We start from the raw sequence: 20,457 nt of genomic DNA on the forward strand, positions 1-20,457 counted from the left end.
GGAGATCACGGGAACTCGCTGCGACAAGATGGGTCTATGCGCTTCTATCTTAATTTATTGCGATTTTGTTAGTGACAGAGAAAAAACAACGATAAAGGGTGAAGTAAAAAACAATGTCAACGCTGGTACAGCTAACATCACTTAAAACCTGGCTTGATAGCCAGATTGTGGGTCAACCTGAACTTATAGACCGTCTACTCATTGCACTTATTGCTGATGGGCACTTATTAGTTGAAGGTGCACCGGGCCTTGCAAAAACAAAAGCGATTAAGACCCTCTCTGAAGGTATTGAAGGAAATTTTCACCGCGTCCAGTTTACACCGGATCTTTTACCTTCAGACATTACTGGCACCGATATTTTTCGTCCAGAAACCAGCACCTTTGAATTTCAACAAGGCCCAATTTTTCACAATCTAGTGCTTGCCGATGAGATCAATCGCGCTCCCGCCAAGGTGCAGTCCGCCTTGCTTGAAGCCATGGCTGAGGGCCAGATAAGCGTAGGTAAATCCACCTACAAGTTGCCAGAACTGTTTTTAGTCATGGCCACTCAAAACCCTATTGAGCAGGAAGGCACCTATCCTTTGCCTGAGGCTCAACTGGATCGCTTCCTCATGCATGTGCGGGTGGATTTCCCCGATGCCGTAGCAGAACGACAAATTCTAGCTCTGAGCCGTAAAGAGGCCAGCCAAACAAGCAAACATCAAGGTTTCGATCAAGTCGTGACACAAGCAGCACTATTTGCCGCACGGGAAGAAGCTTTGAGTATTCATATGGCAACTGCGGTGGAGGAATACATCGTACAGTTGACACAAGCGACGCGAAAACCAGAAGCCTACAGCCAAGATCTCGCCAAATGGATTGAATTCGGTGTCAGTCCGCGGGCAACCATTAGCCTTGATCGCTGCGCCCGCGCCCACGCTTACTTAAATAATCGCGATTTTGTCAGTCCTGATGATGTTCGCGCGGTTTTGCACGATGTCTTTCGCCATCGCTTGATCCTTAGTTTTGAAGCTGAAGCCAATGGTCAAAATGCAGACAATATTATCGATGAACTTATAAAACGAGTTCCCATCGCTTAGGACTGGCTATGGCAACAATGAATTCGGGTATAGATGCAGGTGTTTACGTCTCTGTTGAAGCCTTGATAGACCTTCGTCATATGGCGAAAGATCTATCCTTGGAAACCAATAAAAAGAGCGTGGCGATGATGGACGGCGACAGCCGTACCAGTTTTCGTGGACGGGGCATGGAATTCGCTGAAGTACGCCCCTATCAGGTAGGCGATGATATTCGTAATATCGACTGGCGAGTTACTGCCCGTACTCAAAAGCCCTATACTAAACTTTTCCAAGAAGAGCGTGAGCGACCCGTATATATTTTAGTGGATCAGCGCTCACCGATGTTTTTTGGCAGTCGGCATACGTTTAAGTCTGTTTATGCTGCCAAGCTCGCTACTGTTATTGCGTGGACTGCACTACAAAATAACGATCGCATCGGCGCTCTAATATTCTCAGATAGTGAGCAAACAGACTCGCGAGCACGTCGAGGCAAACACGCTGCACTGAGTATTGTTCACCAATTGTTTGAGTTTAATCATCGCCTTAACTCACCTATTGGACAGAGCATTGATAATTCACTAGAAGAAATGCTTAACGATATCCGTCGTATCGCCAAACCCGGCAGTGCAGTTTTTTTAATAAGTGATTTCCATGATTTCAACAGACGCTGCCAAGAGCCCTTGTCGATTTTGGCCAGACACAATGATGTCACCATGTTGCAAGTCTACGATGATTTGGAGAAAAACTTGCCGGCCAATAAGTCTCTATCCATATCTGACGGTACGCACAAAATAAATATCGCAGGGCAGTCTCACGACTTCAGCGATAATTTTGCCAAAAGCTTCGAACAAAACCGCTTCGCAATTCGCAAAGCCTGTAATCAGTCAGGTATTAACTTTGCTTCGTTTTCAGTGGCGAAGTCCCTTGGCGGCCTGGTACAAGATCTCTTTAGTACACGCAGAAAAACTAAAAGAGGTACGCAGTAAATGGCGAGTATGATTCGAACTAAGCAAGCAGGCCCTGCAAACCCAAATACTACAGCTCAAGATCTTAAAGACTTGCAGAAACATCTTTCCAGTCAGCCGCCGCTGCCTTCACAAAACGGTGCTATGCCACCTCCTGTGCCGCACAATATGCCCCCTGGCGCATTGCCACCGGGTATGCCCCAACAACAAGACCCAAGGCAAGCCTTACTGTCGCAAATGCACGATGTAGAGGGCTATCAGGATATAAGTTGGTGGCCGCCTGCTCCGGGATGGTGGTTGGTAGCACTATTATTGTTGGCGATCATCGCCGCCGCAATCAGCTACTGCTGGCGCCGAGTTATCGGGAATCGCTATCGAAAGCAAGCGCTTGAGGAACTGCATCTATTGCAAACTAGCTCCCACTCTCACAACCAACAAGCACAAATCTTAATGCAGTTGCTAAAACGAACATTCTTTACTGCCTATCCTCACTATCGTCACCAAGTGGCCGGTGTATATGGGCAAAAATGGCTGGATATATTGGGAGCAACAGGAGGCAAAAAGTTTTCGCGTATTGCGACTGAGGCTAAGGTGACATCATTTGATGATTTACTCTACAGCAGCCCTTCTGATAAAGATGAAGCTGCCTTGAGCCTGTTAAAGCAACTTGCAGAAACCTGGATAAAGAATCATCGCTCAATGTCAAATAGAAAAACTAATAACAAAAGAGTAAATAGGACAGACACACGCATTAACCAAGCCATAGCGGCCGACCAAGATAAGCTTGCAGGCAATACGGCAACTTCGAAGGGCATAGCACATGCTTGAATTTGAATGGTTATGGATGTTTCTCTGTTTACCCCTGCCTCTATTGGTGTATTTCTTTTTGCCAAAAGCACAGCAGGAGCAAGCTTCTTTACGTGTACCATTCTTCCATCGCGCTGAACGGGCTTTAAATCAGCAAAGCGGCCTAAGCCGCAGTCAGTCTCTGCTTAATCTATGTGTATTAGGCCTAATTTGGCTAATGCTTGTCAGCGCAGCCGCAAAACCTCAATGGCTGGGTGAAGCCATTACCCTACCCTCCAGTGGCCGTGATTTATTGGTTGCAGTGGATATCTCTGGCAGTATGGAAACGGCAGATATGGTGGTGGAAGATCAGCAAATTCCGAGAGTTTTGGTGGTCAAATATGTAGTAGGTGAATTTTTAGAGCGCCGTGTAAACGATCGCTTGGGACTTATTCTGTTCGGTACCAATGCCTATTTACAATCCCCATTAACCTTCGACCGTAAGACGGTCAATCAATTGCTACAGGAAGCACAGTTAGGTTTTGCTGGAGAAAAAACCGCCATTGGTGATGCAATTGGTTTGGCTATTAAACGACTAAAAGATCGACCTGACTCTCAAAGAGTGCTTATTTTACTTACTGATGGCGCGAATACAGCAGGTGAAGTGGCACCGAGAAAAGCAGCGGATCTGGCTAAACAAGCAGGAGTGAAAATCTATACTATTGGCGTGGGTGCAGATGAAATGGTGGTTCGCCAAGGCCTGTTTGGTACCTTTAACCGTAAGGTTAATCCGTCAGCAGATTTGGACGAAGCAACACTGCAATATATTGCTGAAACTACCGGCGGACAATATTTCCGCGCTCGCAATCCAGCGGAGTTAGCAGGTATTTATAACGTACTAGATACACTGGAACCTGTTGAACAAGAAGCCGATACCTATCGTCCAACACGCTCGCTCTATTTTTGGCCGCTAGCTGCGGCACTTATTACAAGTTTACTACTTGCTATTGGCAAGATGGGATTGTCATTATTGAATCTCTCGCAAGGCAAACGCGAAGTAAAAGAAGTTACAGGCCAACTCCACAGCCATCAGGAGACGAAATAAATGAGTGATTTTATTGCTAATTTTCATTTCCTCCGACCTCTTTGGCTGTTGGCCGCGTTGCCCATTGCTCTTATATTTGCCAGCATGCTTGCCCAGTATAAACGCAATACTCAGTGGACATCGCTAATCGATAAAAAGCTGCTGCCCTATTTATTGGATGGTCAATTTTCTAACACCCAGAAGACTCCTGTTTACGGCTTGCTAGCGTTATGGCTATTAGCAACACTTGCGCTAGCTGGACCAACTTGGCAACAAAAGCCGCAGCCAGTACAAAAAAATATCTCCTCCATGGTCATTTTATGGGATATGTCGCCCTCGATGTATGCACAAGATATTAAGCCGTCTCGTTTAGTGCGCTCGAGACTTAAACTGAGAGATCTACTCGATCAACGCAAAGACGGATTGACTGCACTTATCGCCTATTCTGGTGAAGCCCATGTAGTAACACCTCTTACCGACGATACTCGTACTATTAAAAGCTTGTTACCCGGTATCAACCCCTCCGTGATGCCTGCCAAAGGCAGCAACCCTGAAAATGCCCTCGATATGGCCATTGAGTTATTAAACGATACTGGCGTAACTAAAGGTGATATTGTCTTCGCCACCGACGGCATCGCCCCAGATGCATTAAATACTCTTGCAGGCAGTATTCGCCAAACCTCCCACCAAGTCAGCGTTTGGGGGATTGGTACTGCACAGGGTGCGCCTATTCCACTTCCTTCAGGGGGTTTTGCGAAAAACCGACGCGGCGAAATTGTGGTGGCAAAAGTCAATGACGATGAATTATCAGATGCTGCCGTCAGCATGGGTGGGGTGTATATTCCTTTCACCACAGATAACAGTGATTTAAAATCGCTGTTACATTTTGGTTTAAAGCAAACGGAAACAGAGAACTCCAGCGATGGCAGCCCTCGAGTTTTTGATCAATGGTTGGAGCAAGGCCATTGGTTGGTGGTTTTGATTTTACCTTTCGCCGCTCTCGCTTTTCGACGTGGCTGGATCATTTGTTTACTGCCTATTTTTATGTTTCCCCAGGAAGGTAAAGCATTAGGTTGGCAAGATTTATGGCAAACTAAAGATCAACAGGCGCAAGCATTATTGCAACAAGGGGATACTGAAGGCGCCGCTCAGACTTTTAAAGACCCCGACTGGAAAGCCATTGCTGAATACAAAAACGGAAACTTTGAAAGCGCCAGTGAACAGTTTTCCCAAGGTAAAGATGCTAAGGCCAATTATAATTATGGTAACGCTTTAACTCATCAAGGAAAATATGATGATGCCATTGCTGCATTTGATAAAGCTTTAGAATTAAACCCCGATTTTCAGAACGCTAAAGATAACCGCGCAATTGCTGAACAACTAAAAAAACTCGAAGAACAACAAGAACAGCAGCAACAAAATGGCGATGGAGAAAACAACGAGCAACAAGATGGCGATCAGAAAGATCAGCAACAGTCAGATAGCAACCAGCAAGACGCCAACAATGATCAACAGCAAGAAGGTGAAAATAATCAACAGCAGCAAAACGACCAACAGACGCAAAACGATCAGCAACAAGACGATCAGTCGCAAGAAGGTGAGCAACAAAATCAACAGCAAGAAGAACAACAAAATGAGAATATAAACGAGCAGCAAAAACAGGCGCTCGATCAAAAATACGATCAAGAACAGCAAGAGCAAGAACAACAGCAAGCTCAACAACAGGAACAGAACCAACAGAATCCGGAACAAAGCGAACAACAGATACTTGCCGCTGAACAGATGACAGACGAAGAAAAAGAACAGCAGCAAGCGCTGCAACAGTGGTTGCGCAAAGTACCTGATGACCCAAGTGGTCTACTGCGCAATAAATTTAAATACGAATATCAAAAGCGTCGCCGTGAAATGCAATCACGTTCAAGACGCGCGCCAAATACAGAACAAGAACGCTGGTAATGATAATGATGCAATTTCCTCGGCCTAAAACGTTATTCTCTTGGCGGCACAGCACATCACTATGGTTATTTTTGTGCGCCATATTTGCCGCTGCGCTCAGCAGTCAAAGTCAGGCTGATTCATTGACGTCCACCGTCAATAGAGATCTTATATCTGTCGATGAGACCTTGGAACTAACCGTTCGCTACTCAGGCAAGCGCACTCAACAACAACCTGACTTTTCCCAGCTGAGTGAAGACTTTGAAATTCTATCCACCAGCCAAAGTAATCAATTCCAAAGTATCAATGGCAAAGTTACCTCTTCTACTAACTGGACAATGATATTAGCACCGCGCCAAAAAGGCAGACTCATTGTCCCTTCTTTTCGCTTTGATGGCCAAGTGAGTGACGCACTTATTGTCAGTGTCGTTGAAGCTGCTCCTACTCCAGCGGGAAAAGTAAAAGATGTCTTTATTGAAACAGTGGTAGATAAAAACTCTGTTTATGTACAAGAGGAAGTGATAGTACGCTATAAATTGTACTATTCCATTAATGTTGATTCTCTTGATGCCCAGCCTCTTAAACTGGACAATGTGGTAAAAGTTGACCTGCCCGATACGCGTTACACACGAAAAATAGATAACAAGCTGTACCGAGTCGCCGAGTATGCTTATGCCCTATTCCCGCAAAATAGCGGCACACTGGAAATTCCCGTCTTGTTATGGGATTTAAAAATCCCCAAAAAAAATAGTAATAGAACGCTGTTTGGCTTCTCCGGACGCTATGAAATTAGTCGTCAAAGAACAGAGAAAAAAACCATTGAAGTTCGCCCGCGTCCTGCCAGCTTTCCCGCAGGCAAACCTTGGATTCCAGCAAGAGAGCTAACCTTGCAACAAGCGTGGAGTTCACCACCTAGCACATTTAAAGTGGGTGAACCTATTACGCGCAATATTACGCTAAAAGCCAAAGGGCTCATGGCCTCGCAACTGCCGCAAATAACCCAAGATATTGATAATGGGGATGTTAAAACCTATGCCGATCAACCCTCTATCAACGACGATAAATCGGACAAAGGCGTACAGGCCGAACGAGTGGAAAGCGCCGCTGTTGTGATTGCGGGTAATGGCCCCATCACCCTGCCCAAGATTCGAATTCCTTGGTGGGATACAAGCACAGATAGTTTAAAATACGCTGAAATTCCAGCACAAACAATACAATCAAGTACACCAGCAGTAGGCAACACTAACAGCGGCAGATCAGCAAACACGGCCGCTCCCTCGACATCTGAGGTGCCAGAACCAGATCAAATATCGGTGTCGGAGCAATCATCTGCTGCTATAGAAAACCTGAAAGATCAAGTGTTGTTGTGGCAAGCTGTCTGTTTATTCCTCCTACTCACACTATTATCGAACATTGCCCTGTGGTGGCGATCGCGTAAAGGTCTAGCATCTAAGCCTAAAGCGCATAGTAAACAAGCAGGGAAAAAAGTTCTTTGGTCACAACTCGCCAAAAGTTGTAAAACTAACAAGCCCCAGGATATACGAGACACACTACTTGTTTGGGCAAAATACTATTGGCAAGATGATAAGATATTTACCCTGGATGATATCGGTAAAAAAGTTAATGATGACGAAGTGATACAGCAACTCCGCCAACTGGACATGGCTCTCTACAGCACTAAAACAGGCGATAACGTAAGTGGTGAAAAGTTAATCAAAGCACTCAAGCAAGCCATTGATAAACAACACTCTTCAAAAGAGAACGACCAACTGCAAGCGTTCTATGCCACCTGAGCCCAATATATTAAAGTCAGCTAGCAGTAGAATTGGCAACACGGATGCTGGCAGACAATGAATAAGGCAATATTTAAAGAGTGATAAGGTTCGCAACTTATAATTTCATCATAAATAAGCGTCAATAAAATAGTGCATTTAGAGGGTAATCTTGCGCTGAAGTATTATAGAATGTCATGACTAATTAGTAGCTAGCATTTAAAACAAAGTCATTACGAAAGGTTTATATACAAGAATTTTGGCGCCAAGGAGCTGGACTCCAAAGGATTTAGCTATAACTACACTCTATATATAGAGACAAAGTTGGATAAAGACGTTGGATAAAAGACGAAATTAGGCGAGACGAGTTGGGTAGCAGGTCATTAGGTATCATTATTACATATGAGGAGATTTACGAGAAATATACTCAAGTGGATATTGAAACTCGGACTATTGCTATTCGTTGTAGTGAGCCTATCGAGTATTATTTTCTTCTTTCTCGCATTTGAAACAGCCCCACGCCACGCTTCAGAGCAAACCGTATCAGCCAGTTACGCACAAAAGGCATCTCAGTTCCTTAAGCGTGTCAGTAAACAAGTTCTCAATGTTCGCAAAACGATCACAATATCTGCAAGCGAGGAAGAGCTTAAGAGCGTACTCGCTCTTACCAACCGTACCTATTCCTCAATAACAGGTGACGTGCTGGTAGAAGATGCATCTGCGACATTTAAATTCTCAATAAAAGTCATATTACTAGGCCAAGCCCTTTACGCCAATACCTCTGGTCAACTCAACGCTTCTAGTGACGGTTTACACTGGAACGAAATTAATTTGGGGAAAATTACTCTCAGTGACAGCATCGCCGATTTCGCATTTAACAACATAGTAAAGCTTGCGCTGGGTAGAGACTACGGACAAAATATTTTGTTAGGTATAAGTAATGTCAGAATGGACGAGCAGCAAATACAGCTAGACTTCGGCCCGCCGAAGAGCTTAAAACAAGGCTTTGCTGATGCCGCACAAAATTTAAGTGCTTATTCAGGAAAAAGTATTAGCTTTAACACAGCACGCATTCAATTTTATCTTGAATTTCTAGTGGACATGATGCGCGCCTTACCACGGGAAAAAACATCTCTAACTGTATATTTAAAAGCACTTCTTGAAAAAACACGCGAACAAACGCAGAACTACGGCTTCATTGCAGAGCAAGAAAATTTGTCCGCCCTGTTTGCCTTGGCTGTTCAAGTAGAACCAGGCGTATTTCGCCACTTCGTGGCAAACTTAAATGTGCGACGTCTTAATGCCAGTGGAACCGTTATTTTAACACTTGCTAACAGACAAGATTTAGCAAAACACTTTGTATATTCCGTAGCTCTGCATATTTTAGCCAAAAAAGGCGTGAGCTTTTCCCTCGGTGAAATTAAAGAAGTCATCGATACACAAAAAGGTGGAAGTGGCTTCAGCTTTTCCGATATAGCCGCAGATCGCGCAGGCATTCGCTTCGCGGAGGTCGCTATTGATAACAACTTTAGCGCTCAACTACTGCAAGAATACAGTGTAATAAAGCTGACAGAACATGACATTTTTCCACCCATTAAAAACTTGCCTGACGGTTTAAACCAACGGCAATTCAGAGAAAAGTTTGGCGACATAAACTCAGCAAAATACCAAGCCGTACTGGATGAAATAGATAATAGAATGAATCACACAGCTGTGCTAGGAATAGTACGATAAATACCTAGGCTCTAAGCATAAATTGCAGCTTAGATCAGCTACCTGCTTTAGGCCAGACACCAATAGTTATTAATGCTTTAGGCCAGACACCAATCACTCTAAATGAGACACCCATAATTAGCAAAGCAATCACGCGTATTAATACCAATGTGGATGTCTTACTTAAATACCTTTGTTAACGTTATTAGAAATACGTTGTATCTTTGAATTGGACAGCATCTACCTCGGGGCGATTAGAAATACATTGCCCCGTCGTAGCTATAGCTATTGACTTACCAGACATATAAGCCGCAAGAATCAAGCTATACATACGCTCAGCAGCGCTATTTGTCTCGTTAACAAAATACCCAAAGTTTTTTTGACTACAACCCTCTATATTAATGTTTACTTCTGTAGAAAAGGCAAAAGGCCCATTGCCATGGCCACTATGTACGCAAGTCACCTTTCCAGCATCATGCCAAGCAGCTCTTGCTTGAAATGTAGATAAAAATAAAGCTAAACAAACAATCGCACTTAATTTTTTCATTATGATATTAACCTTATGATCCAATTCCTCGCTAACAAGACACACACTGTAAACTTACTATTCCTTTCTAACAAGACACCTACATCAATGATATACTTTATGCTAAAGACATATAGTAGGTGTCTTGGTTCGTTTTTAGATAACTTAATGGAACAACCTGAAATGTTTTTTCCAAAAAAACAAGACTCTTCAGTTGCTTTTGTCTGTCACGCTAACCTTATCAGATATTTTATCTCTCGTTATTTTTTATTGGATCGAGCACAGTGGCAGAACTTATGGCTCGGCAACTGTAGTATCTCAACCCTAAAATTTCATGATAAAAGTAATGTTGAGTTAGACTTACTAGCTTTTGAGGAGCATATTCCACGACATTTATAGACATAAAATTTAAGAATTGTGGCAAAAAAATGAGACATTCATATTTATTGATAGCCTCAGATGTCAATTCCTAGTAGGGATATGATCAAGTTGGAGACACACTAGCCTCTTGGAGATTTAAGTTTTGACTTACCGTATATAGGCCTCATAACAAGACACCCACGATAAATTTATAATCCCCATATTGTCTCAATCATTGAATACCCTGCAATATCATAGATTTTTAGTTCCTCCCTGCTATAGGGATAGTAGTTGCCACCAACAAAATATATTGCCGAGAGTTCAGAAAAATACTCTTTCTCATTTTTAGAAGCATAGGCAGGTTTTAATAGCTCGCCATCTATACTTTTTTGTGAGAGATAAAGTCCCTTGTGTCAGGAACTAAGCCAAGTTTTCTTCAGTATTGGATAGTTCTTAGACCACTCCTTATAATGCCATGCATGCGATAATTCGTGCATAATACTTTTTTTTACCCACAAGTCAGACAGCCACAAAAAATTGTCTACACTATATATCACTACTGAATGCTTCCATGCTTTATCACCAAGTAGCAAAGTAGAATCTCCGCCCTTGGGAAAGTACCTAATCCACTACTCTCTCCACCAAACATCGATCTTGGCCCAATCATAATATAAAGGTTAATAGCCTCTAGATAATCATGACTAGCAGAAGGTATTTTGTTAAAAATAAAATCCAGAGTTTCGCTAAGTCTGCTAACAGCTTGATTTAATTGACTAATGTCCTCACTCTTTCCAGGAGATTCGACAAAAATATTATAGACAAAACTTTTGTTGTGATACTGCCTTTGAGGATAACGATAATTTACTCGCTTATCTTTTGAGATTTTTAACTCAATTTTTTAAGCTTTTGATTTACATTTACTTTTCTCATCAGTAAAGATGGTTTTTCAATCATGCTTACAAGAAAATACCTCGGATCTGAGAGGTACAGAAATAACGCTGAAAACAACAAGCATAACTACCGATACTTTTAATGGAGCCATAGTCAATAATCACCTAATACATTAGTCACAAGCACCCTCAAATAATCCTATGCATCTTAACTAGAGGCTCATAGCTTTTTGCTTCATACAGCAACAATAAATCATTGACCATCAATTTAAAACATGTATATAATCACAGCAATTATCAAGGATTGATAAATTTATGCCTAAACCCCGAAAACACCTTATTTCCATCGAAGCAACACCTTATTACCATTGTGTTTCGCGCTGTGTCAGACGTGCTTTTTTATGTGGGTTTGACCGGTTTTCTAATAGAAGCTATGAACATCGTCGACAGTGGGTAGAAGACCAAATTCATCATCTAGCCAGTGTGTTTGCTATTGATGTATGTGCTTATGCCGTTATGAGTAATCATGTACACTTAGTTCTTCATATAAATAAGACAAAATCCGATCAATGGGATGATAGAGAAGTAGCCCTGCGTTGGCACCGGCTTTATAAGGGTTGTGAATTAGCACGTCGCTACCTAAAAGGAGAAGCCTTAACTAAAGAAGAATACAGCACACTTGAGAATAAGTTTCAAATTTGGCGTTCGCAACTGTGCAGTATCAGTTGGTTTATGCGCGCTCTCAATGAACCTATTGCACGACGGGCTAATGCTGAAGATGAGTGTACAGGACGTTTCTGGGAAGGGCGATTTAAATCTCAAGCGCTACTTGATACTAAAGCTTTAATAGCCTGTATGGCTTATGTAGACCTAAACCCCATTCGAGCCAATGTAGCTTCTACACTCGACACTTCTAATCACACATCTATTAAACTTCGCCATAAATCTCTTCGCGGGAACAACTTACAGCCAGAAAATTTAATGCCATTGAAGGAGTGCTCCCGTAGCACAATATTTCAACCCTTACCCTTTTATATTAAAGATTATATTAACTTGGTTGACTACACCGCTAACATCATTATAAAAGACAAGCAAAACGTCAGATTATCTTTTCTCCCATCTATTCTTTCACAGCTATCAATTTCGTCAGAGAAGTGGTTAATCTTGAGTACTGAATTTGAAAAGCGATTTAAATCTTTTATAGGAATGAAAAGGAAACTACAGTCTACAGCTAAAATGTTAGGATTTAGAAGAACACCAGGAGTTAGTGTTTGCAAAACACTACTAGGTTAATAACACTATAAAAATAAACTCTCCATTTTTAAAATACTTAACCTACATATAGTATAAAGCTAAACGAAATACCGCCTACTGTTAGATAAAATCGTAAAGTCATTAGTCTTTCACTATTAACAATAAGTCCTAAAGACGTCAGTTTTTATACACATCTCTTTTACATAAACATTTTATCATAAACGTTTATCCCTTGCTTTTTATCATGGGTGTCACTTTTCGTTCTCACTTTTCATTCTTTCCTTTTCGTTCTTTCTATTATGGATGTCTATTTTTTAAAAATGACGCTTGCGAGTTATAATCAGCATATAATTTATATCTTTATTTTTTGTATATTACTAAAGGGGGACTCACCAAAGAGCATAACTAAATATACTTAATAAAAATTAAAGGCAAGAGAAAAACCTATTTTTATTACATTAGAAAAGAAGACTCCTATTTTTGTATAAGTATAGTCAATTATTCTTAACAAGAAAAACCACATAATTTCGTCAAAAACATAGTAAAAATTGATTTCAATTCAATTGGCACTATTAAAATTTTTTATTTTTTTTGAAAATGTTAGGATTTAAAAACTAACCGCTAAGTTCTTATATTTACTTAAGGTAGTGAATGAATTTTATACATTAAATATATTGCGGAGTTTTCATGAAAAAATTACTATTTCTCGCATTAGCTGCTTTGTTTTCGCACAATTCTTTTTCCGAGCAAAATCTAGGCCCTGTAGCAAAATTCCCGGAGTCATCTAGAGTGGAATTTAAAGACTTTACAGCTTCCAGTATGCAAGAAACATTTGTTCAGTTTTCTAGTGATAAAACTCAAGGTGAATTGGATCAAATAGCAGAAAAATACAGTCTAAAAGTTTTTTCTTCTAACAAAAAGAATCAAGCTGTTGTCGCCGGCTATTTCTCAAATATTTTGGCCTTAGCCGGTAATGATGACGTTATATTAATGGAACAAGGGCATTTTACGCACAATAGTGGTAGCAGCCGTAGATACCGAATAGACTATTCCGGCCTTGGTTCACCCAAGCAGGTTTCATCTTTTGTTGAAAACTCATATCAAGTAAAAGTCCGCCAAGAGAACGAATCTAAACTAATTATTCAAGATAAATACATTGGCGGTGATCTTAAAGATATCGGCGAAATTCGTTTTATTAATCCAATTGTTTCTTTTAGAGTCGGAAATGCTTGTAGTTTCGCGATTTCAGGTGAAAGGCTTCAATCGAGAGTTGTTGAGGCAACAACTGTAGATAGTGCTGGACAACTTTCATATCATTATATCTATGTTCGATTTGCATATGCATTAGCCTTAAACAAGTTAAATAATGTGCCCGTTATTGACAATATCGAATCTGAAAGATCTTGTATTCCACAGCAAACATATACCGCTGCTGAAATAGGACTACCCCCGGTTTCCGGTTTATAAATTTTTGTTTAATAAAACTTTATAAAGAGGTCGGCAATATAGCCGGCCTCTCTCTCACGCATTACAATCTAGATAAAATTAAAAGGCAATGTATTTACAACTATTGAAGAGAAAGAACTTTTCGAGTCAGAATGCCTGCCTAAGTACCACCTATATACTTTGTACAATAGAGCAAAGGCAAGCTACAGATCCATCACTATTTTAAAATACCTTCAACAGACCACACCAACTCCACTTTACCAATATCAGCTTTCATACCAAAGTCCGCAGGGTTAATTGTTGTTCGACCTTCAAAGCCTTGGCGCACACCGCCCCAGGGATCATCTCCTCCACCAATAACATCGACGTCTAAGGTAACAGGTTTAGTTACTCCCATCAGCGTTAAGTTACCGGTAAGTGTCGCCTTATTATCACCGAGTGACTTATACTTGGTACTAACAAATTTTGCCTGAGAATGCTTATCAGTATTTAAATACTTACCTGAACGAAAATGTTTGTCTCTTTCTGCATGGTTACTATCAACACTAGTGACATCAACAGTTACTGTTACGCTATTTTTCGAGTCATCTTTAGGGTCATAAGTAAATTCACCATCAAACTTATTGAAGCGACCGTAAAGCCAGCTATAGCCTAAATGCTTGTAGCGGAACTGAACAAAAGCGTGAGCGCCTTTAGTATCAATAGCATAGGTTCCAGCTGCAGCAAGAGAAGCCTGAGACAAAGCCGACATCAAGATTGCAGAGCAAGCAATTTGCATAAATTTTTTCATAAAATCACTCCAGTCTTAAAAATTAACACATTAAATAAATTGAGTTTTTATTTCACCAAGCCCAGCATACGGCGAAGTGTATTATCTTTATCAATGAAATGGTGTTTCAAGGCACCTAAACCATGAAGAGTCGCAATAGCGATAATTCCAAATGCCGCTAACTCATGTAATTCGCCAGCGATATCTTCAAGGTTATCGACGCCTGATATCAACGAAGGAATGGTAAACCAGTTAAAAACATCTAGCCCCTGCCCCTTTGCAGTGGTAATTAAATAACCACTTGGCAACATGAATAGCAATAAAGCATAAAGGCTGAAATGGGCAATTTTTGCCGAGCTTTTTTCCCAGCGATGATGACTTTCAGGTGTCTCAGGGCGAACATTTTTGATACGCCAACATATTCTAAACACCACAGTAAGAATTAAAATGACACCAACACTTTTATGCAAGTGCGGTGCTTGTTTGTACCAATTACTGTAATAATCGAGATCAACCATCCATAAGCCAACGGCAAATAGAGCAAATACAGTAATAGCTGTCAGCCAATGTAATATTATACTGATCCAACCGTAACACCTGCGACTATCATATAAACCCATATTTTTCGACTCTACCGTTCATTAAGGCACCTTTAAAAACTACCCCAGACTTTTGGTCACTACCTCGTAGACATCTTTGGATAACTTAGGTTGCACTTTAATTCTTTCCAGCTCCGCTTTCATCAGATTTTGACGGTTTTCATCATAACGCTTCCATTTGGTTAATGGTGTCAAAAGTCGCGCGGCAATTTGCGGGTTAGTCGTATTCAAATAAATAATACGATCAGCGAGGAAACTATATCCCTCCCCTTTGGCATTATGAAAATTTATTGGGTTTCGCATAGTAAAGCTGCCAATTAGTGAGCGCAATTTATTAGGGTTCTTAATATCAAACGCACTATGCTCCATCAACTCTTTCACGCGCATCAGAGTGTTACTTCCTGGAGCGCTGGCTTGCACAGAAAACCAATGATTAATAACTAAGGCTTCGTGTCGCCATTTGTGATAGAAGTCATTAATAGCCTTAGTTTTGAGTTCTTCTAATGATGATTTTGTAGAGTGCACAATAGCACTGAATGCACTTAATTCATCAGTCATATTAGTGGCATTTAGCCATTGGCGCTCACATAGTGAGATAGCCTCTTTATCGGTGCCAAGCATCAGGTAATGAAGCGCGATATTTTTCAAACTGCGCCGCGCAATATCATCAGCAGTTGCCCGATAAGGCCTATCATGATCGTAATCGCAGTAAACCCGCATAAAATCATCGTGCAAAGCTTGGGCAATTTTTCGCTCAACCCTTTTACGTGCATGATGAATACTATCCACATCTACCGTGACAGCAAGCTCAGCCAAATAAGCTTCACTCGGTAGTTGTAGCATTAATGCCACCATCGCAGGATCCAAACTGCTATCGGCTAACAGCCCTCGCAAAGCATTAATAAAACGTTCATCAACTTTGGGGGCAGGCTCTAGTACGAGAGCGGCCATTACTTCATGAATTACTTGTACAGCAAACTGCTGAGAAGCATCCCAACGACAAAAGCCGTCATCATCCTGCGTCATTAAGCGCACAAGGTCATCGCGTGTATGGTTATACTGCAGTTTTACAGGGGCCGAAAAACCACGTAACAGTGCTGGAACGGGTTCTTCTTTCACACCTTCAAAAATAAAACGCTGCTTTGTATCAGTGAATTCCACAACACAGTGGGTATTATCTTCGGTTTCGATGTTCGTCTGTTGGCCCTGCAATTTTAGAGGTAAGCTACCGGCTTCTCCGAGTAATCCCATGGCCACAGGAATATGAAATGGCTTCGCACTCGCAGACGACGGTAACTTTTGCTCTAATTCAAGGGTGTAGGTCTGATCATTCTCGTTGTATTGACCACGGGCTTTAACTACTGGTGTGCCTGCTTGTTTATACCAATGCATAAACTGAGAGAAATCTCTCCCAGACGCATCAGCCATAGCAGAGATGAAGTCATCAATTGTTGCTGCCTTACCGTCGTTACGTTGAAAATAAAGATCGGAGCCTTTGCGAAATAATTCCGGCCCTAATAGAGTATGAATCATCCGCACAATTTCCGAACCTTTTTCATAAATTGTGAGGGTATAAAAATTAGAGATCTCAATAAATGAATCTGGCTGAACTTGATGAGACATAGGTCCGGCGTCTTCGGCAAACTGCATCGTTCTAAGCAGCGAAACATCCTCAACACGTTTTACTGTTCGCGACCCCATATCAGCAGAGAATTCCTGATCACGAAAAACCGTAAAACCTTCCTTTAAACTCAGCTGAAACCAATCACGGCAGGTAACACGATTACCGGACCAATTATGAAAGTATTCGTGAGCAACAACACCTTCAACTCGTTGAAAGCCCGCATCCGTTGTAGTTTCAGGCTTAGCCAATACGCAAGAAGTATTAAATATATTTAAGCCTTTATTTTCCATGGCCCCCATATTAAAGTCGTCAACCGCAACCACCATAAAAATATCTAAATCATATTCGCGGCCGTATACATCTTCATCCCATTTCATAGAATTTTTCAAAGATGTCATTGCATGATCGCACTTATCTAAATCTTTTTCTTCCACAAAAATACGTAACACTATGTCACGGCCAGACATAGTGGTGTAACTATCTTCAACACATGCTAAATCACCAGCTACCAGGGCAAACAAATAACAAGGTTTTTTAAAGGGATCATGCCAAACAGCATAGTGACGACCTGCATCTAGTTCACCAGATTCTATTAAATTGCCATTGGAAAGTAGTAAAGGATAACGTTTTTTATCAGCGCTTATTTTAGTTATAAATTCACTCATTACATCAGGTCTGTCTAAGTAATAAGTGATTTTACGAAAACCTTCTGCCTCACATTGTGTGCAATACATTGTACGAGAACGATACAAGCCCTCTAACGATGTATTATCTTGCGGTTTTATTTTGGTCACACACCGAAGAGTATTTTGTTGTTGTAAACTATGAATGACTAGCGTCTCATCATCCACAGAGTAGTCATCGGCTGTCAACTCCTTGTCGTTTAAATGGAGTGAAACAAGTTCTAGTTCCTGGCCATGAAGTACTAAAGGGGTATTTTCAGCGGCGTTAGCGTTACGAGTTAATTCCAGAGAAGAACTTACTATTGTGAACTCTTCTTCTAAATCAAAACTTAAATGTGTTTTATTAATCCAGTAATCCGGTTGACGATAGTCTTTTAAGTATATTGCTTTCGGTTGAGCATCTTTCATTTTTATTCTCGTTTTATTGTGTGTTAGGGTCTGTACACACGAATTGTATAGTGTCTGTTTCGCCTTAAAAAGCAACAAACATTAAAGGCAGACGCTTTAAATAAGTCGCGAAATGTATTTATTTTTCCCATTTAAGTGGGGTTTCATCATCGCTCGCGCAAGGTGTTTCTTTAGGCGGCACATAGCCTGTGCGTTCTTGTTCTTTTAAATGCTGGTGCTCGTATGCAATGACTGCTTGCATACAAGTCTCCAGTTGCTCCTTCGTCAACTTTTTGCCATCGGGCCACTTGCCAATTTCTATAGCCGTTTTAAAATTTTCAATAATCTCGGGAGTGAGCGCTTGTGTGAATTTAGCAACATCCATCTCGATAAGTCATCTCTTTTGTCTATTATTAGTTATTAATAATTAATTAAAAGTGCTTAGTCATTACTGTTAACAGTTACATTATAAATATTGCTGCTAAATTTCGTATTGGCACTCAATTAATATTATTTCTATCTATATCAGAATTTTTAAAAGTATCTATTGTTCGTTAACATCCGAGTCCACATAAACCCAGACAAACTTTGCCTCGTCTAATTGCGATTCGCCATCAAAACGATAAGCCACTAAACGACCATATTTTACAGCACTGTAATCTAAACAGGCGACATTATGACGCATAGGTTTAGGCTTTCCTTGTAACCAATAATGGCCGACAAATACCGGTGGCTGTGTTTCATCATAATAAATTAAAGAAGCCTTATGTTCATCATTTAAGGTGATACTGGCCACTTCCTGAGGCAATGGGTCAGGCTGAAAAACCACATCTTCAAATGTTTGCGGTTGGTGTGACCAGAATTTAGTACGAAACAGGCTTCTCTGATAACCATCTTTGCTTTTGATCACATAGCCCTGCGGCAATGGAAGGTTAGTACCACGCGTCAAACGATCCATAAATCGCCCCTCAAAAGTCGCTTTGTCAGCTGATCGCTGGATGAATGTAGTATCAAGTTTTGCTGGCATTTGCCGTGATCGATACTCTTCAATCAACGCAGCATCCCAGCAAGCGTGGACAACACGACAGCCTTCAAGTTCCAGAAATATTGGTAGCTCGCGAAACCAGTCGAGAAACATTCGCCACTCTTCAGGGTAGGAAGCAAATTGTGTCAATGTTTCTGCTATCAAGCGATTGTGGTGATGATTATGTTCACGCACATAGGCTATATCACCGCCTTCTGCGGTTTCAGGTTTTGGAGTGATATAACCTAACGCGTTATACTCATGATTTCCCATGACACATAGACCTGTGCCAGCCTCAACCATGTTTTTAACAATATGTAGCGCCTCTCTAATACGAGGGCCACGATCTACAATATCACCAACAAAAATTGCCTGGCGCTTAGGATGCCAAAAAACGCCACTTTCATTTTTATATCCCAGCTTCAATAACAATCTTTCAAGGGTTTTTGCGCAACCATGGACGTCGCCAATGAAGTCATAGCCGCTGTAGTGCATCTAAAAACTCTCCAACATCAATGTGTTCCCGTCTGACTTGCCCACCCCAGTTTCGAACGACATGTTTCGTAAAAGTTATGCCCTGATGGGTGAATAAGGGTAATAGACTTATTTGCTTTTGATATTCGCACTTCATCACCCGGTTGCGAAACTACATGTGTCTGACCGTCGCAGGTAACGTGCGGATTTAAATTGTTGCTGGTGCTAATGACCAACGTAATGTCACTATCACCATTAACTAGTATGGGGCGACTACTTAGAGTATGCGGATTCATTGGAACCAAAACCATCGCATCCAACTGAGGATGCATAATAGGACCACCGCAACTCAAGGCATAGGCAGTAGAGCCTGTAGGCGATGAGATAATCAAACCATCTGAACGCTGTCGATAAACAAACTGCTCACCGATATACAACTCAAATTCAATCATGCGGATAAATTTTCCCGGATGAACAACCACATCATTTAACGCGATACTTTGCGACACGGGCTTATGGTTTCGATACACCATAGAGCTCAGCAGTGTCCTCTCCTCAGAGACATATTTACCGTCGAGTACTTCACCAACTTTATATTCAATTTGCTCTGGAGAAATATCAGTAAGAAAGCCAAGGCGACCTCGATTGATACCTAGTATTTTCACATCTCGTCCCGCGAAAGCCCTTGCGGCTGAGAGTAAACTACCATCGCCACCAACGACAATTATCAAATCACACTTATCTGCCAAAACGCTACGTGGTTCAATTTTAAGCGTGCTATCTGGCATGGCAGATGAAGTTTCCTCATCTAATAAGATCGTCACGTCCTGCTTGCTAAGATAAGTTACCAAGCGCTGCAATGAATACTGGGTACTTTCACTCGCTAAGCGACCGATGAGACCAATAGTCGAAAATTCACTCATGTATTGAGCCTTTACTACCTATAAAATTATCAAGTTAACCAACGGGAGCTAGCTAAGTATAAGTAAATAGCAAAATTATACGAAACACATTGGCTTAAGGACTTTATTTCTTATATCTAACAGTCTTATAAGCGCTCTACCTCACTTCAATTTTGCTTCTCTTTTACTTTTGGATGCTAGGCTCC

The 20,457-nt window shown here is 41.3% G+C and carries 17 protein-coding genes; 10 read left to right on the top strand and 7 right to left on the bottom strand.

What is annotated here, in order from left to right; translation table 11 throughout:
* Positions 1 to 113: 113 nt before the first annotated feature.
* The 7 genes from BVC89_RS17620 to BVC89_RS17650 all read left to right on the top strand — a co-directional run bounded on the left by BVC89_RS17620 (position 114) and on the right by BVC89_RS17650 (position 9,334).
* The gene (locus BVC89_RS17620) at positions 114 to 1,079 is read left to right on the top strand and encodes an AAA family ATPase (protein WP_086932453.1); all 966 of its coding nucleotides are present in this window, start codon (positions 114 to 116) and stop codon (positions 1,077 to 1,079) included.
* An 8-nt stretch (positions 1,080 to 1,087) separates the two neighbouring features.
* A complete protein-coding gene (locus tag BVC89_RS17625) occupies positions 1,088 to 2,044 on the top strand; it encodes a DUF58 domain-containing protein (RefSeq protein WP_086932454.1) in 957 nt (318 codons plus the stop codon).
* On the top strand, positions 2,045 to 2,851 hold the full coding sequence (locus BVC89_RS17630; protein WP_086932455.1) for a DUF4381 domain-containing protein: 807 nt from the start codon (positions 2,045 to 2,047) through the stop codon (positions 2,849 to 2,851).
* Positions 2,844 to 3,914: a vWA domain-containing protein gene (locus BVC89_RS17635; RefSeq protein WP_086932456.1), complete on the top strand. Its 1,071-nt coding sequence runs from the start codon at positions 2,844 to 2,846 to the stop codon at positions 3,912 to 3,914. The genes BVC89_RS17630 and BVC89_RS17635 overlap by 8 nt, the downstream gene beginning before the upstream one ends.
* Complete coding sequence (locus tag BVC89_RS17640; protein WP_086932457.1) at positions 3,915 to 5,849, top strand: VWA domain-containing protein; 1,935 nt, start codon at positions 3,915 to 3,917, stop codon at positions 5,847 to 5,849.
* Positions 5,850 to 5,854: 5 nt separating this feature from the next.
* Entirely contained in the window at positions 5,855 to 7,621 is a 1,767-nt protein-coding gene (locus BVC89_RS17645) for a BatD family protein (RefSeq protein ID WP_158658005.1), read from the top strand.
* Between the two features lie 381 nt (positions 7,622 to 8,002).
* On the top strand, positions 8,003 to 9,334 hold the full coding sequence (locus BVC89_RS17650) for a YfiM family lipoprotein (protein WP_158658006.1): 1,332 nt from the start codon (positions 8,003 to 8,005) through the stop codon (positions 9,332 to 9,334).
* A gap of 184 nt (positions 9,335 to 9,518) precedes the next feature.
* Here BVC89_RS17650 and BVC89_RS17655 read toward each other — a convergent pair whose 3' ends face one another.
* Positions 9,519 to 9,860, bottom strand: a complete 342-nt coding sequence (locus BVC89_RS17655) for a hypothetical protein (protein WP_086932460.1) — start codon at positions 9,858 to 9,860, stop codon at positions 9,519 to 9,521.
* A gap of 162 nt (positions 9,861 to 10,022) precedes the next feature.
* Between BVC89_RS17655 and BVC89_RS30740 the strand changes: the two genes are divergently transcribed.
* The 3 genes from BVC89_RS30740 to BVC89_RS17670 all read left to right on the top strand — a co-directional run bounded on the left by BVC89_RS30740 (position 10,023) and on the right by BVC89_RS17670 (position 13,810).
* Positions 10,023 to 10,238, top strand: a complete 216-nt coding sequence (locus BVC89_RS30740; protein WP_158658007.1) for a histidine phosphatase family protein — start codon at positions 10,023 to 10,025, stop codon at positions 10,236 to 10,238.
* A gap of 1,166 nt (positions 10,239 to 11,404) precedes the next feature.
* Positions 11,405 to 12,382, top strand: coding sequence for a transposase (locus BVC89_RS17665; RefSeq protein ID WP_086932462.1), 978 nt, complete (start codon positions 11,405 to 11,407; stop codon positions 12,380 to 12,382).
* A 648-nt stretch (positions 12,383 to 13,030) separates the two neighbouring features.
* A complete protein-coding gene (locus tag BVC89_RS17670; protein ID WP_086932463.1) occupies positions 13,031 to 13,810 on the top strand; it encodes a hypothetical protein in 780 nt (259 codons plus the stop codon).
* Between the two features lie 196 nt (positions 13,811 to 14,006).
* On the opposite strand, the gene BVC89_RS17675 is transcribed toward BVC89_RS17670, so the two are convergent.
* The 6 genes from BVC89_RS17675 to BVC89_RS17700 form a co-directional block, all read right to left on the bottom strand.
* Positions 14,007 to 14,579, bottom strand: coding sequence for a YceI family protein (locus BVC89_RS17675; protein WP_086932464.1), 573 nt, complete (start codon positions 14,577 to 14,579; stop codon positions 14,007 to 14,009).
* Positions 14,580 to 14,626: 47 nt separating this feature from the next.
* Entirely contained in the window at positions 14,627 to 15,178 is a 552-nt protein-coding gene (locus tag BVC89_RS17680) for a cytochrome b (protein ID WP_086932465.1), read from the bottom strand.
* A 39-nt stretch (positions 15,179 to 15,217) separates the two neighbouring features.
* Positions 15,218 to 17,872 (bottom strand): aminopeptidase N, encoded by a 2,655-nt coding sequence (pepN, locus tag BVC89_RS17685; protein ID WP_086932466.1) that lies wholly within the window; start codon positions 17,870 to 17,872, stop codon positions 15,218 to 15,220.
* Positions 17,873 to 17,990: 118 nt separating this feature from the next.
* Positions 17,991 to 18,236 (bottom strand): YeaC family protein, encoded by a 246-nt coding sequence (locus BVC89_RS17690; RefSeq protein ID WP_086932467.1) that lies wholly within the window; start codon positions 18,234 to 18,236, stop codon positions 17,991 to 17,993.
* Positions 18,237 to 18,395: 159 nt separating this feature from the next.
* On the bottom strand, positions 18,396 to 19,370 hold the full coding sequence (locus BVC89_RS17695; RefSeq protein ID WP_086932468.1) for a metallophosphoesterase: 975 nt from the start codon (positions 19,368 to 19,370) through the stop codon (positions 18,396 to 18,398).
* A 17-nt stretch (positions 19,371 to 19,387) separates the two neighbouring features.
* Entirely contained in the window at positions 19,388 to 20,272 is an 885-nt protein-coding gene (locus tag BVC89_RS17700) for an NAD(+) kinase (protein WP_086932469.1), read from the bottom strand.
* Positions 20,273 to 20,457: the final 185 nt, after the last annotated feature.

The organism is Agarilytica rhodophyticola (assembly GCF_002157225.2).
GTDB lineage: Bacteria > Pseudomonadota > Gammaproteobacteria > Pseudomonadales > Cellvibrionaceae > Agarilytica > Agarilytica rhodophyticola.

What these genes read in the sequence shown, in the direction of transcription:
- BVC89_RS17700 (WP_086932469.1), bottom strand. Translation starts at nt 20,272, where the DNA reads ATGAGTGAATTTTCGACTATTGGTCTCATCGGTCGCTTAGCGAGTGAA.
- BVC89_RS30740 (WP_158658007.1), top strand. Translation starts at nt 10,023, where the DNA reads ATGTTTTTTCCAAAAAAACAAGACTCTTCAGTTGCTTTTGTCTGTCAC.
- BVC89_RS17655 (WP_086932460.1), bottom strand. Translation starts at nt 9,860, where the DNA reads ATGAAAAAATTAAGTGCGATTGTTTGTTTAGCTTTATTTTTATCTACA.
- BVC89_RS17620 (WP_086932453.1), top strand. Translation starts at nt 114, where the DNA reads ATGTCAACGCTGGTACAGCTAACATCACTTAAAACCTGGCTTGATAGC.
- pepN (WP_086932466.1), bottom strand. Translation starts at nt 17,872, where the DNA reads ATGAAAGATGCTCAACCGAAAGCAATATACTTAAAAGACTATCGTCAA.
- BVC89_RS17695 (WP_086932468.1), bottom strand. Translation starts at nt 19,370, where the DNA reads ATGCACTACAGCGGCTATGACTTCATTGGCGACGTCCATGGTTGCGCA.
- BVC89_RS17625 (WP_086932454.1), top strand. Translation starts at nt 1,088, where the DNA reads ATGGCAACAATGAATTCGGGTATAGATGCAGGTGTTTACGTCTCTGTT.
- BVC89_RS17670 (WP_086932463.1), top strand. Translation starts at nt 13,031, where the DNA reads ATGAAAAAATTACTATTTCTCGCATTAGCTGCTTTGTTTTCGCACAAT.
- BVC89_RS17665 (WP_086932462.1), top strand. Translation starts at nt 11,405, where the DNA reads ATGCCTAAACCCCGAAAACACCTTATTTCCATCGAAGCAACACCTTAT.
- BVC89_RS17645 (WP_158658005.1), top strand. Translation starts at nt 5,855, where the DNA reads ATGATGCAATTTCCTCGGCCTAAAACGTTATTCTCTTGGCGGCACAGC.
- BVC89_RS17650 (WP_158658006.1), top strand. Translation starts at nt 8,003, where the DNA reads ATGAGGAGATTTACGAGAAATATACTCAAGTGGATATTGAAACTCGGA.
- BVC89_RS17640 (WP_086932457.1), top strand. Translation starts at nt 3,915, where the DNA reads ATGAGTGATTTTATTGCTAATTTTCATTTCCTCCGACCTCTTTGGCTG.
- BVC89_RS17680 (WP_086932465.1), bottom strand. Translation starts at nt 15,178, where the DNA reads ATGGGTTTATATGATAGTCGCAGGTGTTACGGTTGGATCAGTATAATA.
- BVC89_RS17675 (WP_086932464.1), bottom strand. Translation starts at nt 14,579, where the DNA reads ATGAAAAAATTTATGCAAATTGCTTGCTCTGCAATCTTGATGTCGGCT.
- BVC89_RS17690 (WP_086932467.1), bottom strand. Translation starts at nt 18,236, where the DNA reads ATGGATGTTGCTAAATTCACACAAGCGCTCACTCCCGAGATTATTGAA.
- BVC89_RS17630 (WP_086932455.1), top strand. Translation starts at nt 2,045, where the DNA reads ATGGCGAGTATGATTCGAACTAAGCAAGCAGGCCCTGCAAACCCAAAT.
- BVC89_RS17635 (WP_086932456.1), top strand. Translation starts at nt 2,844, where the DNA reads ATGCTTGAATTTGAATGGTTATGGATGTTTCTCTGTTTACCCCTGCCT.